The 16,742-nt window shown below is 47.2% G+C and carries 12 protein-coding genes, 3 tRNA genes and 3 pseudogenes; 8 read left to right on the top strand and 10 right to left on the bottom strand.

Features of this window, described 5'->3' with window-relative positions; translation table 11 throughout:
- Positions 1-106: 106 nt before the first annotated feature.
- Both ACJHWT_RS23750 and ACJHWT_RS23755 read left to right on the top strand, forming a co-directional pair.
- Positions 107-688 (top strand): annotated as a pseudogene (locus tag ACJHWT_RS23750) (inverse autotransporter beta domain-containing protein); the annotation flags it as partial.
- Positions 615-2,745, top strand: a pseudogene (locus ACJHWT_RS23755) (Ig-like domain-containing protein); the annotation flags it as partial. The pseudogenes ACJHWT_RS23750 and ACJHWT_RS23755, both read left to right, overlap by 74 nt.
- Positions 2,746-2,905: 160 nt before the next feature.
- Here ACJHWT_RS23755 and ACJHWT_RS23760 read toward each other — a convergent pair.
- Positions 2,906-3,958, bottom strand: coding sequence for a glycosyltransferase family 9 protein (locus ACJHWT_RS23760; RefSeq protein WP_000480506.1), 1,053 nt, complete (start codon positions 3,956-3,958; stop codon positions 2,906-2,908).
- Positions 3,959-4,272: 314 nt separating this feature from the next.
- Between ACJHWT_RS23760 and shiA the strand changes: the two genes are divergently transcribed.
- The 3 genes from shiA to ACJHWT_RS23775 all read left to right on the top strand — a co-directional run bounded on the left by shiA (position 4,273) and on the right by ACJHWT_RS23775 (position 8,204).
- Positions 4,273-5,589, top strand: a complete 1,317-nt coding sequence (shiA, locus tag ACJHWT_RS23765) for a shikimate transporter (protein ID WP_000378572.1) — start codon at positions 4,273-4,275, stop codon at positions 5,587-5,589.
- 101 nt (positions 5,590-5,690) lie between these two features.
- Positions 5,691-7,145, top strand: coding sequence for an AMP nucleosidase (amn, locus tag ACJHWT_RS23770; RefSeq protein ID WP_001060242.1), 1,455 nt, complete (start codon positions 5,691-5,693; stop codon positions 7,143-7,145).
- 342 nt (positions 7,146-7,487) lie between these two features.
- Entirely contained in the window at positions 7,488-8,204 is a 717-nt protein-coding gene (locus ACJHWT_RS23775; RefSeq protein ID WP_000532912.1) for a YebC/PmpR family DNA-binding transcriptional regulator, read from the top strand.
- A 452-nt stretch (positions 8,205-8,656) separates the two neighbouring features.
- On the opposite strand, the gene ACJHWT_RS23780 is transcribed toward ACJHWT_RS23775, so the two are convergent.
- Together ACJHWT_RS23780 and yeeO are read right to left on the bottom strand one after the other, a co-directional pair.
- Positions 8,657-8,732, bottom strand: a tRNA-Asn gene (locus ACJHWT_RS23780).
- Positions 8,733-8,832: 100 nt separating this feature from the next.
- Complete coding sequence (gene yeeO, locus ACJHWT_RS23785) at positions 8,833-10,320, bottom strand: toxic metabolite efflux MATE transporter YeeO (RefSeq protein ID WP_023140295.1); 1,488 nt, start codon at positions 10,318-10,320, stop codon at positions 8,833-8,835.
- A gap of 160 nt (positions 10,321-10,480) precedes the next feature.
- On the opposite strand from yeeO, the gene ACJHWT_RS23790 reads away from it, so the two are divergent.
- Positions 10,481-10,556 (top strand) — tRNA-Asn (locus ACJHWT_RS23790).
- A gap of 37 nt (positions 10,557-10,593) precedes the next feature.
- Here the strand turns inward: ACJHWT_RS23790 and cbl are convergent.
- Positions 10,594-11,544: an HTH-type transcriptional regulator Cbl gene (cbl, locus tag ACJHWT_RS23795; protein WP_029402749.1), complete on the bottom strand. Its 951-nt coding sequence runs from the start codon at positions 11,542-11,544 to the stop codon at positions 10,594-10,596.
- A 101-nt stretch (positions 11,545-11,645) separates the two neighbouring features.
- Entirely contained in the window at positions 11,646-12,563 is a 918-nt protein-coding gene (nac, locus tag ACJHWT_RS23800; protein ID WP_001011462.1) for a nitrogen assimilation transcriptional regulator NAC, read from the bottom strand.
- 326 nt (positions 12,564-12,889) lie between these two features.
- Here nac and ACJHWT_RS23805 point away from each other — a divergent pair.
- Positions 12,890-12,965, top strand: a tRNA-Asn gene (locus ACJHWT_RS23805).
- Between the two features lie 55 nt (positions 12,966-13,020).
- Here the strand turns inward: ACJHWT_RS23805 and ldtA are convergent.
- From ldtA to ACJHWT_RS23830, 5 genes and pseudogenes are all read right to left on the bottom strand, one after another.
- Complete coding sequence (gene ldtA / locus ACJHWT_RS23810; RefSeq protein ID WP_072147500.1) at positions 13,021-13,956, bottom strand: L,D-transpeptidase; 936 nt, start codon at positions 13,954-13,956, stop codon at positions 13,021-13,023.
- Between the two features lie 61 nt (positions 13,957-14,017).
- Positions 14,018-15,097: a nicotinate-nucleotide--dimethylbenzimidazole phosphoribosyltransferase gene (cobT, locus tag ACJHWT_RS23815; RefSeq protein WP_001193786.1), complete on the bottom strand. Its 1,080-nt coding sequence runs from the start codon at positions 15,095-15,097 to the stop codon at positions 14,018-14,020.
- 11 nt (positions 15,098-15,108) lie between these two features.
- A complete protein-coding gene (gene cobS / locus ACJHWT_RS23820) occupies positions 15,109-15,852 on the bottom strand; it encodes an adenosylcobinamide-GDP ribazoletransferase (RefSeq protein ID WP_001297350.1) in 744 nt (247 codons plus the stop codon).
- Positions 15,849-16,394, bottom strand: coding sequence for a bifunctional adenosylcobinamide kinase/adenosylcobinamide-phosphate guanylyltransferase (gene cobU, locus ACJHWT_RS23825; protein ID WP_000973159.1), 546 nt, complete (start codon positions 16,392-16,394; stop codon positions 15,849-15,851). The genes cobS and cobU overlap by 4 nt, the downstream gene beginning before the upstream one ends.
- Positions 16,395-16,545: 151 nt before the next feature.
- A pseudogene (locus ACJHWT_RS23830) lies at positions 16,546-16,632 on the bottom strand (cobalamin biosynthesis protein); the annotation flags it as partial.
- A 55-nt stretch (positions 16,633-16,687) separates the two neighbouring features.
- On the opposite strand from ACJHWT_RS23830, the gene ACJHWT_RS23835 reads away from it, so the two are divergent.
- On the top strand, positions 16,688-16,742 hold a 55-nt coding region (locus ACJHWT_RS23835; protein ID WP_129692851.1), incomplete at its 3' end, for an IS1 family transposase.

Here is a 16,742-nt window from a genome sequence, read left to right on the forward strand (position 1 = left end):
TACTCCTCCGGCAGAAGCAGAAAAAGCTTATTATGCTTCCATCGGAAACGATGATCTGGCAGCCTGAGTTCACAGATAAAACACTCTCCAGGAAACCCGGGGCGGTTCACCTGTGATACTTAAGAAGATACAAACTTTTAATGGAAAAATAAAATTCAGGCAGTTTGTGGGAGACCTACTTGATAAACTATGCATGCTTGACAGGGACGGTTTTATTTATGGTCAAAATTTAAGACTCTGTACAGAAGCTAGATATATTTGTCCTGTGCAACAAATTATAGATACCCCCCTGTTACGCAAACTCAACCAGTTTCGTACGTTTGTTCGTAATGTCCGCCCGGGTGATGAACTGGATGTCCCGGCACAAGTTAGTGAAAAAAATTTAACCCCGCCGCCGGGTAACAGCAGTGGCAACCTTGAGCAACAGATAGCCAGTACTTCACAGCTAATTGGATCTCTGCTCGCCGAAGATATGAACAGCGAGCAAGCGGCAAACATAGCACGTGGATGGGCCTCTTCTCAGGCTTCAGGGGTAATGACAGACTGGTTAAGCCGCTTCGGTACCGCAAGAATCACGCTGGGCGTGGATGAAGATTTCAGCCTGAAGAACTCCCGTGACGGCAACCCTCGAAAATGGCGATTCGATGCAACAAACAGTGAACTATGTGCCGAACGTCACGAATGCTGAAATCACGCTGGCAGCCTCGAAGGACCCGGTGATTGCCGACAATAACGATCTCACGACACTAACAGCACCGTCGCTGATACAGAGGGCAATGCGATAGCCAACACTGAGGTAACATTTACTCTACCGGAAGATGTGAAGGCGAACTTCACGCTGAGCGATGGCGACAAAGCGGTTACTGATGCCGATGGCAAAGCGAAAGTCACGCTGTAAGGTACAAAAGCAGGCGCTCATACCGTGACAGCATCGATGGTTGGCGGTAAGAGTGAGCAGTTGGTGGTGAACTTTACTGCGGATACGCTCACTGCGCAGGTTAATCTTAACGTTACCGAGGACAATTTCATCGCCAATAACATTGGAATGACCAGGCTACAGGCAACAGTGACTGATGGAAACGGCAACCCAGTAGAAGGTATAAAAGTTAATTTCCGTGGAACCTCCGTCACGCTAAGCAGCACCAGCGTTGAAACGGATGATCAGGTTTTCGCTGAAATTCTTGTGACAAGCACCGAGGTCGGACTAAAAACAGTTTCAGCCTCTCTGGCAGATAAACCTACTGAAGTCATCTCGCGATTACTGAATGCCAAGGTAGATGTTAATTCTGCGACGATTACCAGTCAGGAGATACCTGAAGGTCAGGTCATGGTCGCACAAGACATAGCAGTTAAAGCTCACGTTAACGACCAGTTTGGCAACCCGGTGACGCATCAACCCGCGACATTCAGTGCAGCGCCATCCTCGCAAATGATCATCAGCCAGAATACGGTCTCTACTAATACGCAGGGAGTAGCCGAGGTCACCATGACGCCTGAAAGAAACGGCTCGTATACTGTAAAAGCATCCCTAGCGAATGGAGCTTCACTTGAGAAACAACTGGAGGCTATTGATGAAAAACTGACACTCACGTCCAGTCCGCTTATCGGTGTCAATGCTCCTAAAGGCGCTACTCTGACGGCAATGCTAACCTCTGCAAATGGCACTCCAGTGGAGGGTCAGGTCATCAACTTTAGCGTAACGCTAGAAGGTGCGACGTTAAGTGGCGGAAAAGTGAGAACCAACTCTTCAGGTCAGGCTCCAGTCGTTCTGACCAGCAATAAAGTCGGTACATATACGGTGACTGCATCGTTCCATAACGGCGTCACAATACAGACACAGACAACCGTGAAGGTTACTGGCAACCCAAGCACCGCACATGTTGCTAGCTTTATCGCTGAACCGTCGACTATCGCCGCCACCAACAGTGATTTAAGTACCTTAAAGGCAACGGTTGAGGATGGCAGTGGTAACCTGATCGAAGGTCTCACTGTGTACTTCGCCTTAAAAAACGGCTCCACCACATTAACGTCATTAACAGCGGTGACCGATCAAAACGGAATCGCGACAACAAGCGTGAAAGGAGCGATAACGGGGAGCGTCACTGTAAGCACAGTCACAAGCGCAGGTGGAATGCAAACAGTAGATATATCGCTAGTGGCAGGCCCAGCAGACGCCTCGCAGTCCATCCTTAAGAACAACCAGTCATCACTGAAAGGGGACTTTACCGATAGTGCTGAGCTACATCTTGTTCTGCACGATATATCAGGCAATCCGATCAAAGTTTCTGAAGGGATGGAATTTGTGCAATCAGGTACAAACGTGCCCTATATGAAAATTAGCGCAATTGATTACACTCAAAATATCAACGGTGATTACAAAGCTACTGTTACAGGAGGCGGAGAGGGTATCGCAACGCTGATCCCCGTATTGAATGGTGTTCATCAGGCGGGCCTGAGTACCACGATAGAATTCATTAGCGCGGAAACCAGACCAATGACCGGTACAGTGTCAGTGAATGGTGCAAACCTACCGACAGCTTCATTCCCTTCGCAGGGATTTACCGGGGCGTATTATCAGTTGAATAATGACAACTTTGCACCAGGAAAAACGGCGGCTGATTATTCGTTTCAAACTCGGCCTCTTGGGTAGGCGTTGATGCTACTGGTAAAGTGACATTCAAAAATGACGGTGATAGCAATACTGTAATAATCACAGCGCCCCCAAGATCCGGTGGTGCTATTTACCAAACAGTTCCGCATGAATCGCGTTCGGTGTGACTATGATCATTTTCGGTGAGTATTGCTTTGATCCAAAGGCTGGTTTTCTGTGATGATTGACCAGCCTCAGAGTATTGATGACACCACCGTTCATAACAGATCGGCATTACTATGCATAAGTACTGCCTCAAATTCTCGCCAAAACACTTTTTAATGCCTTTGCGAATTCATCCAGACTTATATTGTCAATTTTTTGCCCAACGATGACTGACTCCAAAACATCGGCCATTGCGGGCCATCGCGTTTTGTAATCAGCATAAATTGCAACAACAGGGGTATTATAGGCACTTGCCATATGTAATATTGAGGTGTCAGGAGTTATTGCAATATAAGCATCTTTTATGATTGCTGCTGAATGTTTAATAGAGGGTGATAAGGATAAACGGTAGACATTATTATAACAATCCACTAATGCCCTAGCTTTATCTTCCCCTTTGGGTCCATAAACGATCACTATTGGAATATCTGTTTCACTTTGAATTTTTGCTATTATATTTTCTGCAATCGAAAATGAAAATATACGTTCCTGCGAGCTACCTTCTAAATTGAGCGCAATGTAAGATCCTAACGATCGCATTTCCTCGCGTACCTCATCGAGTACATCATCGCTTAATGGCAATTCATATATTGACCTGACTGCCGGAAAACCCGCCTCACGCATCATAAATGCCCATGTCATGGGTACAGGAGCCCGGAGATTCTGATCCATCCGGGACGCGTTCTTACACAAAGGGGAATAGCACTTCATGGTTAAACCGACGACCTGGAAATTCGTTTTTGCTTTCAACTGACTGATAAATATCATCGTTTTCAGGTTCTTTTTACGCATCGCCTCTATACAAAGATCCGGCGTACCGTATTGCAGTGTTATGTTCTTCGCTAAATATTTTATTTCTTTTAATGTTGCGTGATCCTGCATAGTCATTGTGACTAATGTTAATTTAGTCTGTTCAAGTTTGAGCGCATTAAAGACTTCTAAATTAATTGTCGACGTAACAATTAATAGATGCTTAATTTTATGCAATTCAAGCGCCCGAATAACAGGAAAGATGGCCATAGCATCGCCAATCTGATCGGGAATATGTATGACAACAAAGTCTGTTTTTTCAATATTAAAATTATAAGCTTTATAATCGTAGTAACTAAATGCAATACGTCTCAACAATGATACTAAAAACATAACTAACCTCGCCTCCCTACTGGTTATAATGCAATGCAGTCTATCAGAATCATCAGGGTACAATTTTGTGCATATGCGGACTTTTATGTTTCATATCTCGAACCTGTGGGCCCTCTGCTTAATCCTTAAACAACACCAGCAACTCCTGCGCTTTCATCTTCCATCGAATTTTTCATGTTGCCGCTAATCAGCCATAAAATCATTTGCAGATGCGCTCTGTCGAGGTAGTCTCATAAGGTTCGTTTATAGATCGACGGCAATGTGAGTTACCTTTTCCATACTAATTATAAAAAGACAGTACAAACAGGATCATTATGGACTCCACGCTCATCTCCACTCGTCCCGATGAAGGGACGCTTTCGTTAAGTCGCGCCCGACGAGCTGCGTTAGGCAGCTTCGCTGGTGCCGTCGTCGACTGGTATGATTTTTTACTCTATGGCATCACCGCCGCACTGGTGTTTAATCGCGAGTTTTTCCCGCAAGTAAGCCCGGCGATGGGAACGCTCGCCGCATTTGCTACCTTTGGCGTCGGATTCCTTTTCCGTCCGCTCGGCGGTGTCATTTTCGGTCACTTTGGCGACCGACTGGGACGTAAGCGCATGTTAATGCTGACCGTCTGGATGATGGGCATCGCGACAGCCTTGATTGGTATTCTTCCTTCATTCTCGACCATTGGGTGGTGGGCACCTATTTTGCTGGTGACACTGCGTGCCATTCAGGGATTTGCCGTCGGCGGCGAATGGGGAGGCGCGGCGTTGCTTTCCGTTGAAAGTGCACCGAAAAATAAAAAAGCCTTTTACAGTAGCGGTGTACAAGTTGGCTACGGTGTAGGTTTACTGCTTTCAACCGGACTGGTTTCATTGATCAGTATGATGACGACTGACGAACAGTTTTTAAGCTGGGGCTGGCGCATTCCTTTCCTATTTAGCATCGTACTGGTACTGGGAGCATTGTGGGTGCGCAATGGCATGGAAGAGTCCGCGGAATTTGAACAACAGCAACATTATCAAGCTGCCGCGAAAAAACGCATCCCGGTTATCGAAGCGCTGTTACGACATCCCGGTGCTTTCCTGAAGATTATTGCGCTACGACTGTGCGAATTGCTGACGATGTACATCGTTACTGCCTTTGCACTTAATTATTCAACCCAGAATATGGGGCTACCGCGCGAACTTTTCCTTAATATTGGTTTGCTGGTAGGTGGATTAAGCTGCCTGACAATTCCCTGTTTTGCCTGGCTTGCCGATCGTTTTGGTCGCCGTAGGGTTTATATCACAGGTGCGTTAATCGGAACGTTGAGCGCATTTCCTTTCTTTATGGCGCTTGAAGCACAATCTATTTTCTGGATAGTTTTCTTCTCCATAATGCTGGCAAACATTGCGCATGACATGGTGGTGTGTGTGCAACAACCGATGTTTACCGAAATGTTTGGTGCCAGTTATCGCTATAGTGGCGCTGGAGTCGGTTATCAGGTTGCCAGTGTGGTTGGCGGTGGATTTACACCTTTTATTGCCGCTGCACTCATCACTTACTTTGCCGGGAACTGGCATAGCGTCGCCATTTATTTGCTGGCTGGATGCCTGATTTCCGCAATGACCGCTTTGTTGATGAAAGACAGTCAACGCGCTTGATAGCCTGGCGAAGATCATCCGATCTTCGCCTTACACTTTTGTTTCACATTTCTGTGACATACTATCGGATGTGCGGTAATTGTATGGAACAGGAGACACACATGAATAATAAGGGCTCCGGTCTGACCCCAGCTCAGGCACTGGATAAACTCGACGCGCTGTATGAGCAATCTGTAGTCGCATTACGCAACGCCATTGGCAACTATATTACAAGTGGCGAATTACCTGATGAAAACGCCCGCAAACAAGGTCTTTTTGTCTATCCATCACTGACCGTAACCTGGGACGGTAGCACAACCAATCCCCCCAAAACGCGCGCATTTGGTCGTTTTACTCACGCAGGCAGCTACACCACCACGATTACTCGCCCTACTCTCTTTCGTTCGTATCTTAATGAACAACTTACGTTGCTGTATCAGGATTATGGTGCGCATATCTCTGTGCAACCCTCGCAGCATGAAATCCCTTATCCTTATGTCATCGATGGCTCTGAATTGACACTTGATCGCTCAATGAGCGCTGGGTTAACTCGCTACTTCCCGACAACAGAACTGGCGCAAATTGGCGATGAAACTGCAGACGGCATTTATCATCCAACGGAATTCTCCCCGCTATCGCATTTTGATGCGCGCCGCGTCGATTTTTCCCTCGCACGGTTGCGCCATTATACCGGTACGCCAGTTGAACATTTTCAGCCGTTCGTCTTGTTTACCAACTACACACGTTATGTGGATGAATTCGTTCGTTGGGGATGCAGCCAGATCCTCGATCCTGATAGTCCTTACATTGCCCTTTCTTGTGCTGGCGGGAACTGGATCACCGCCGAAACCGAAGCGCCAGAAGAAGCCATTTCCGACCTTGCATGGAAAAAACACCAGATGCCAGCATGGCATTTAATTACCGCCGATGCTCAGGGTATTACTCTGGTGAATATTGGCGTGGGACCGTCCAATGCTAAAACCATCTGCGATCATCTGGCAGTGCTACGCCCGGATGTCTGGTTGATGATTGGTCACTGTGGCGGATTACGTGAAAGTCAGGCCATTGGCGATTATGTACTTGCACACGCTTATTTACGCGATGACCACGTTCTTGATGCGGTTCTGCCGCCCGATATTCCTATTCCGAGCATTGCTGAAGTGCAACGTGCGCTTTATGACGCCACCAAGCTGGTGAGTGGCAGGCCCGGTGAGGAAGTCAAACAGCGGCTACGTACAGGTACTGTGGTAACCACAGATGACAGGAACTGGGAATTACGTTACTCAGCTTCTGCACTTCGTTTTAACTTAAGCCGGGCCGTAGCAATTGATATGGAAAGTGCAACCATTGCCGCGCAAGGATATCGTTTCCGCGTGCCATACGGGACACTACTGTGTGTTTCAGATAAACCGTTGCATGGCGAGATTAAACTTCCCGGTCAGGCTAACCGTTTTTATGAAGGTGCTATTTCCGAACACCTGCAAATTGGCATTCGGGCGATCGATTTGCTGCGCGCAGAAGGCGACCGACTGCATTCGCGTAAATTACGAACCTTTAATGAGCCGCCGTTCCGATAATAAGTTCTGAACCTTCTCATCAGAAATAGATGTGAAGGATTAAGCAAGACATCTGGCAAATAGCCTGCAATCAACGCGGGCTGTTTGCTTCCTTGGGCAGATGCGAGTTTCATTATCGTCTTAATGATTTCCGCATATTAAAAGCATGTATGCTTTCAAAATATAATTATAAAAAATCCCGCCAACAACATTAGTTTTTATAAAACAAAATATAAGATTATGGCTTTAGAATATTTTTATTTCTAATAGACGAGATTTTTCCTGTTATGATATAATATGCTGATTTAACACATGTTAACGATTTACCAGTAATGTAAATAAATTTTCGAGGAGATCATTGCAGTGGGACGTAAATGGGCCAATATTGTTGCTAAAAAAACGGCTAAAGACGGTGCAACGTCTAAAATTTATGCAAAATTCGGTGTAGAAATCTATGCTGCTGCTAAACAAGGTGAACCCGATCCAGAATTAAACACATCTTTAAAATTCGTTATTGAACGTGCAAAGCAGGCACAAGTTCCAAAGCACGTTATTGATAAAGCAATTGATAAAGCCAAAGGCGGCGGAGATGAAACGTTCGTGCAGGGCCGTTATGAAGGCTTTGGTCCTAATGGCTCAATGATTATCGCCGAGACATTGACTTCAAATGTTAACCGTACGATTGCTAACGTTCGCACAATTTTCAATAAAAAAGGCGGCAATATCGGAGCGGCAGGTTCTGTCAGCTATATGTTTGACAATACGGGTGTGATTGTATTTAAAGGATCAGACCCTGACCATATTTTTGAAATTTTACTTGAAGCTGAAGTTGATGTTCGTGATGTGACTGAAGAAGAAGGTAACATTGTTATTTATACCGAACCTACTGACCTTCATAAAGGAATCGCGGCTCTAAAAGCAGCTGGAATCACTGAGTTCTCAACAACAGAATTAGAAATGATTGCGCAATCTGAAGTTGAGCTTTCCCCAGAAGATTTAGAAATCTTTGAAGGGCTTGTTGATGCCCTTGAAGATGACGACGATGTACAAAAAGTTTATCATAACGTCGCAAATCTCTAATTATATTTTAAAGAAATCTGTCTTTACGGCAGATTTCTTTAATCTCATATAACCCTTATAAAAAATATAATGTTCAACTCGTCATATTGATTATAAAAAACCCCCGCTCCCAGAGAAATAATATTTATTAAAATTCCAGTTCTTCTTTTTCTGATTACAGAAGGCAAAGTGGCAATTACGCATAGTTTCCCGATAAAGACGCGATAGCGACATCCCGCATAAGGCATTTTTCTCTTTATCTTTGTACGGTACTTCATGGAACAGAGTTTTTGACCTTGCGAATCGTGATGTCTGTTGGGGGGCAACTTGCTCACTGAAGCGTGAGACTCGATTAAGCGCACGAAACACAGAAATCAAAAAACCCGGTCACTTTTTTACAAGGTAACCGGGTAAAAATAATTTTTATTTTTTAACTGTTTTGAGACTCATAGAGATGTCTCAAAACTAAAATTTGGCTCCTCTGACTGGACTCGAACCAGTGACATACGGATTAACAGTCCGCCGTTCTACCGACTGAACTACAGAGGAATCGTGAGAACGAGGCGAATATTAGCGATGCCCACCCACAATGTCAAAGCCTGTTTTTTAAATTTGAAATCGTTTGCTGAAATAATCTGCATTTTGTCGTTTATTCCGACACAACTGGCTTTTTTTCACACTTTTGCGGCTCGGGTCGAGGGTATTTCCATAGCCAACGTCCAGTAACCATTCGCCAGTAAAACAGCACGGCCCGCACAGCCCAGTCGGCAAACATTCCCATCCAGACACCAACCACACCCCAGCCAAGCATGATTCCCAGCACATAACCGACTACAACCCGACAACCCCACATGCTCAACATCGAAACCCACATGGCGTAACGGGCATCACGAGCACCTTTAAATCCAGCGGGTAGCACCCATGAGGCGGACCAAATAGGCATAAATAAAGCATTTAGCCAAATCAGAATCACAACGACATGTTTAACCTGTGGATCCTGGGTGTAAAACGATGCCATAAGCCCGGCAAAGGGAGCCGTTAGCCAGGCGATGGCCGTTAATCCAAGAGTGGACAGCCAGAACACATGCCGCAACTGAATCTCTGCTTGCGCTATCTGCCCTACCCCCAACCTTCGGCCTGTAATGATCGTAGAAGCAGAGCCGAGCGCACTTCCGGGTAAGTTGATAAGAGCCGCAATTGAAAACGCGATAAAATTTCCGGCAATAACACTGGTCCCCATCCCGGCAACGAACATTTGGGTTAATAACCGACCACTGGTAAATAACACTGATTCGACACTCGCGGGAATACCAATCCCCATGACTTCCCAGATAATGCTAAAATTCAGCGGTTTAAAATAGCTCTTTAACGAAATCCTTAGCGCAGGATTAAAACCAATCGCCAGCACCCACAAAATTGCAACTGCGCCAATATAACGAGAAATGGTTAAACCCAGCCCTGCCCCGACAAATCCCAGTCCCGGCCAGGAGAAAAGGCCGTAAATCAATATGCCGCTAATAATAATATTAAGAATATTCAGGCTACCGTTAATCAATAGCGGTATTTTCGTATTCCCTGCACCACGAAGTGCCCCGCTACCAATAAGAGTGATGGCAGCTGCTGGATAACTGAGTACCGTCAGCTCCAGATAAGTCAACGCCAGTGCTTTAACTTCTGTCGTGGCATCACCCGCGACGAAATCAATAATTTGTTCGCCAAAATGATGAATAAGCGTTGCCAACAGTACGGCAAACAACGTCATGATCACCAATGACTGCCGCGTCGCCACCCTCGCTCGTCGTCGATCCCGCTTACCGAGACTAAATGCCACAACGACAGTAGTACCAAGATCGATAGCAGCAAAAAAAGCCATAATGACCATATTGAAGCTGTCCGCCAATCCCACGCCGGCCATCGCATCTTTTCCCAGCCAGCTGACCAGAAAAGTGCTCAGAACCCCCATCAACAGGACACAGGCATTCTCCATGAAGATAGGAACAGCAAGCGGGGTTATCTCGCGCCAGAACAACACTTTGTAGCTCTTGCGTTTAGCGTGCCAGCGAGTGCCGTGAACAACCTGGCGTAAAGCAGAGGAGATATTCAAAGCCGACCTTAATTGCAGAAAGTGAAACCACATTTCAAATAATGAGGGAGAATCAGCAAAGCTGCAAAGATTTTCGCCAACAAATTGTCTGCAAATGCAACAAACTGTTGATAGAAACGGCAAACAGTTGGGGAATTTAAAAATCGGGTTTGACAAAAGATTTTTCGCCGTTAAGATGTGCCTCAACAACGATTCCTCTGTAGTTCAGTCGGTAGAACGGCGGACTGTTAATCCGTATGTCACTGGTTCGAGTCCAGTCAGAGGAGCCAAATTCCTGAAAAGCCCGCTTTTATAGCGGGATTTTTGCTATATCTGATAATCAATTTCCTCTTCACTGCTTTCCATCACCTGCCGCTTGATATCCTCAACTGACAGTCCTGCATTACAAAGTTCCAGAAAGCGCCAGACATAGTTACGCTGAAGTTGTCCTCGCTTCAGTCCCAACCAGACAGTATTAGCATCAAAAAGATGCCGCGTATCCAGGCGGATTAAATTCTCTTCCTCTTGTTCGCCACTGGATTGCTCGGCAACTAATCCGATCCCAAGCCCAAGAGCAACATAGGTTTTAATGACATCAGAATCCTGCGCACTTAATACAATATCTGCCAGCAAACCTTTGCGGGCAAATGCGTCGTCAATACGTGAGCGCCCCGTAATCCCCTGTCGGTAAGTGATTAACGGCCACTTCGCTATTGATTCCAGCGTCAATGGTGAAATTTGCGTCAAGGGATGATCGTGTGGAACAAGCAAACTATGGTGCCAACGAAACCACGGGAAGGCGACGAGCTGCGGGTCATTACTCAAACGCTCGCTGGCGATACCAATATCAGCTTCGCCATTTTGCAACAATGTCGCAATTTCCTGTGGCGTCCCCTGGATTAGCCCGAGCCGAACCTCCGGGAAAAGTTCGCGAAAAGCTTTAATGACCTCTGGCAAGCTATAACGTGCCTGAGTATGCGTCGTTGCAATAGTGAGAACGCCAGACGTATCGTTGGTAAACAGGTCTGCAAGCCGACGAACATTACTGGCTTCATTCAGAATACGTTCTGCAATGACCAGTAATGCTTTGCCCGGTTCAGTCATGCCCAGCAGTCGCTTACCTCGTCGAACAAATATTTCGATGCCAAGTTCATCCTCCAGTTCCCGAATATGACGGCTGACGCCTGACTGTGAGGTAAAAAGCATATTCGCAACCTCTGTCAGGTTGTAATCCTGACGTGCAGCCTCGCGGATTATCTTTAGTTGTTGGAAATTCACGGTAAACTCCGGGCAGTTCAGATTTCCCGTTATTGTTAAAGTCTAATGCCCGGCATAACAAATAATAAAAACCCGCATCTTATTCCATCCCGATATAACACTTAGCTCACCAATTGCCACTGCCTTTTTTCCATCACTGGAGAACTAATCACTGACATTAACAACTCTTTCACTGCCTGTGCCTGTGGCGATAAGTTCGCTCTGGCGGGTAAATTTAATGACAAAGAGAGACTCATGGAAGGAGTGGTAATGCGTGACATCCACCCATTTACTGCGCCACATAACGAACGCGCGGCCGATTCGGGTAATACTGCAACGCCCATGCCGCTGGCAATCGCTGCGGTAAGCGTGGCAATAGACTCAATTTCACCAATAACTTTTGCCGTGAGTCGCCGTAGGGAAAAAGCCTCATCAACACGAAGTCTAATAGCACTGTAATCACTGGGGAGAAAGAGGTTCATTTGCGCAATAGCATTCACATCAACGCTTTGCCCCGGGCAATCTTGAGTTCCTACCAGAAAAAGATCTTCTTTCAGCAAAGCCTGACTGGATACACCAGCCACAGGGGAATGCTCATAAATCACCGCCATATCGAGTTGGTGATTTATCAATTTTTCGTTAAGCACTGCACCACTATTTTCATGAAGATAGATAACGATCTCCGGAAATTCAGCGCGAACCGCCTGTAATAAGGGCATGGTGATGGATGACGCAGCGGTTCCTGGTGCAAAGCCAATCGAGACTTGCCCCGATAATGCCTGACCAACGTTATGCACCGCCAGTTGGGCCTGTTCACACTGACGTAAAATGGCCCGCGCATGGGTATAGAGAATTTTTCCGGCGTCTGTTGGTGTAACGCCCCGCTTTGTACGGATCAAAAGTTGTTGATTTAACTCACCTTCCAGTGTGGCAACCTGCTGGCTGAGCGCTGGTTGTGCGATATGCAATACTTCAGCAGCCTGGGTCAGGCTACCAATATCTACAATTTTTACGAAGTATTTCAGGCGTCTGAAGTTCATGTTGCCTCCGGTTTTTAAGAATCGGCCCAAGTGCCGCCATTACTTACAACCAGATTGCAAGATGCTTGCCAGTTTTATTTTGGTGTTGATGTACAAGCTAACCAACTGTCAAATAAGAGATTATGATAGATTCGTCATTTGCTCCTTTAATCAGCTGTCGCGTTCCCCTGCCCTATAAAAGGAGGGTATGCACCACGATGGTTCATTACCCAATAAGATTGAAAGCTCACCACTTTGTTGAAATTGGCAGCAAACAAACAAAAAAATGCATTTCACCCTTTGACATCACCATGCACTGCCATTAATATGCGCCCCGTTCACACGATTCCTCTGTAGTTCAGTCGGTAGAACGGCGGACTGTTAATCCGTATGTCACTGGTTCGAGTCCAGTCAGAGGAGCCAAATTCAAAAAAGCCTGCTTTCTAGCAGGCTTTTTGCTTTCTAATTACCAACGCTCTTAAAACATCTGTCTTGAACCAGAACTAATTTGCACAGGCATTCCCGATCGACGTTGCAACGCAGCATTTGCGCGATTCACATCAACTTCTTGCCCGCTGATAAACGCCCGCAAAGATGGGGTTACCGGCAATGGCACTTTTCGGTCAGACTCATATTCTGCACGATTGCGCGACAGCGGCTCATGAACTTCCAGCCAGTTCGAGCCATCTGGTTCAGTGGTGTATTTTACTGGCTGGTCGATAATTTGCACACGCGTTCCAACAGGAACATTATCAAACAGATATTTGATATCGTCATTGCGCAGACGAATACAGCCCTGACTTACCCGAAGTCCAATACCAAAATTGGCATTGGTACCGTGGATGGCATACAACCTGCCAATATAAATCGCGTACAGCCCCATGGGATTATCGGGCCCCGCAGGAACAAATGCGGGCAAACTCTCCCCTCGTTTCGCATATTCGCGCCGAGTGTTCGGCGTTGGCGTCCAGGTTGGAGCTTCTTGTTTACGTTCAACGGTAGTCACCCAGTTACGCGGGGTTTCTCGCCCAGCCTGGCCGATACCAATAGGAAAGACTTCCACAGTATTACTGTCTGGCGGGTAGTAATAAAGACGCATCTCAGCGACGTTAACCACAATCCCTTTACGAACAGTGGCGGGCAAAATCAGTTGCTGCGGAATGGTGAGTTGCGAGCCAGACTTCGGCAAGAAAACATCAGCGCCCGGATTCGCTTCCAGCATGTTACTTAACCCTTGCCCGTATTGTGCGGCAAAAGTCTCCAGCGGCTGGGTATTGTGATCAGGAACAGTTACAGTAAGCGACTGCCCCACCAAACGGCTACCCTCTGGAGGTAATGGATAAGTTACCGCCAGGCTAGTATGGCTGGCAAAAAGCAGAGCAAATGAGCAAAGAATATTTACACGACGCATCATGTCCCTTTCCTATGTCGCGAAAGCTATCCGTTAAGTATAGCTTTTATCAGACTTTTCGTTTTTAACTGTTCAAATCAGAAGTCGTATTCCCCGGTAGAACAATATTACTGGCAGCAAGTTCGCCCATGTTGTTATATATCGCACAGGCAGCTTCGATGATGGGCATCGCCAGAGCTGCGCCACTCCCCTCACCTAAACGCATCTCCATATTGAGATAAGGCTCCAGCCCCAAATGCGACAGCGCTATACGCGCCCCTTTTTCTGCCGACAGGTGAGAAGGAATGAGATACGGTTTGATTGCAGGAGACATCTGGCAGGCTGCGAGCGCAGCAGCATAAGAAAGAAATCCATCCAGCAACACGGGTAAACCGCAGGAAGCAGCGCCTAACATCACGCCAGCCATTCCGACCAAATCAAATCCCCCCACTTTTGCCAGAACATCAACGCCATCCTGCGGATTTGGTTGATTCAACGTAATCGCCCGGCGCACAACATCAATTTTATTAGCCAGTTTATCTGTCGGCAGGTTTGCGCCAATCCCAACCACTTCTTCAGGATCCCGGCCAGTGATTGTGCTGACTATTGCCGCTGCCGGTGTCGTGTTTGCCATCCCCAGTTCACCTACACCAAACAGCGTGACACCGTTTTTTGCCAGCTCCCGCGTATAACATATGACGTCCAAAAGCAACTTTTCAGCCTGACGGCGACTCATTGCCGGAGCTGAAGCAATATTGCCGCTACCTCGTGCGACACGCATGTTGATAAGCCCGGGGATAGGCTCAGCACTATCAATACCAACATCAACTACGTGGACGTTAGCGCCCGCTTGTGCTGCCAGCACACACACGCCGGTTGTTCCGCGGGTCATATTTTCAGCCTGAATGGCTGTCACTTCTTTTGGGGAAATAGCGACCCCTTCCTCCCAGACGCCGTGATCGGCACACATAACCAGTACCGCTTTTTTGCCCACATGCGGTATGCCATTCAACCCCGGCATTCCTGCCAGTTGTATGGCAAGCGCCTCCAGCCTTCCCAGGCTACCAACAGGTTTGAGTAACCCGTCAATATGCCGTTGTGCACGCGACATCGCGGCAGGATCGATGGCAGGGATCGTATTCAGTAAATCGGCAAGTGTTTGCATGTCACGTCTCTTTATAGCAGTGCCAGCAGGAAGACCAGTTCACCAAGCTCTATAGCAGCTCCCAGCGTATCGCCGGTTTGCCCGCCCAGCGTACGTTTGAGAAGCTGACCGAGGATGAAAATCGCCACCATCGTCACCACCATAGCAGCCACACCATGCATACCCGGCAATAATACGGCAGCAAAAATAGCGGCTAAGCCGAGTGTGACGCAGGTTTGTCGCCCATCAATTTTGCCAATGAACACATTGCCAAGCCCTTCTTCCCGGGCATAACGATGACGATACATCAATAATGCGGCAGTCCCGCGGCTGACCGCACATGCTGCCGCCAGCGATGCAAGGATCGGTTCGCCACGCAGAGCCAACTCGCTTAACACCAGAATCTTTGCCAGTACCACAAAAATCAATGCCAGACCGCCGTGGGTGCCTAAACGGCTATCACGCATGATTTCCAACATGCGATCGCGGCTACGTGCAGAAAATACGCCATCACAGGTATCGGCGAGGCCGTCCAGGTGGAATCCCCCGGTCATCAGCGCCAGCACAAGCACGCTAAACAGTGCCGCCAGTGGTACGCCACACCATGCCTGCAGCACCATGAAGACCAGCCCGCTAATCGCGCCAAGCAATAATCCAATTAAAGGAAAAGTAATAATACCGCGAGAATAATGCTCGAAATCCAGTCCCTGGGACCAGCGACGCGGTACAGGCAGACGCGTAATAAAAGAGAGCATCGCCCAAAATAATTTACTCATTTGATTTTTACTCCAATACCCGAAACCACCAACCATACTTCATTTGCCGCAGCGGCCAGCTGCTGATTTACCCGCCCGGCAATATCACGAAAATGTCGTGCCAGACGACTCTCCGGCACAATCCCCATTCCCACTTCGTTAGTCACTAATACAACCTTTGCGGGACAACGTTGGCAGGCAGCAATCAACGACTGAATCTCAGCATTAATCGCCTGTTCCATCGCCTGATAATCCCATTCATCAGGGTCTTTATCGCCGCCATAATCAAACAACAGATTAGTCACCATGGTGGTAACGCATTCCAGCAACACAGCCTCATGCGGGTTAATGTCTGCATGAATTAATTCATCAAGATGTTGCCAACGCTCCACCGTGCGCCAGTGCGCCGGGCGGCCTTGCCGATGATGTTCTATCCGTGCAGCCATCTCATCATCAAGGATTTGCGAGGTAGCGATATACAGAACCTGTGAAGAGTCCCCAATAAGCGCCTCTGCGTGGCGACTCTTCCCGCTCCGTGCGCCCCCCGTCACCAAAATCATCATACCGACTCCTGATTCAAATGTATGATGGTATTCATTGAACAGAACAATGGATCCCCCACCGTTGCTGACCGCAAAACATTTACGCGATTAATACTGCGCGTAATATAATTAAAAATCCAGCATTCTCAATCCATTACGAAATAAGATGGCATTACGGAATAGCCAGACTTTCTTGTGTTAACGTCCGACAAAATGCGTCATTGACAGCGGTTTCTGTGGATTGACACATTTCATTCAGGGTGATGCTGCCAACTTACTGATTTAGTGTATGATGGTGTTTTTGAGGTGCTCCAGTGGCTTCTGTTTCTATCAGCTGTCCCTCCTGTTCAGCTACTGACGGGGTGGTGC

The organism is Escherichia sp. WS338 (assembly GCF_046486405.1).
In the GTDB taxonomy this organism is placed as follows: Bacteria; Pseudomonadota; Gammaproteobacteria; order Enterobacterales; family Enterobacteriaceae; genus Escherichia; species Escherichia coli.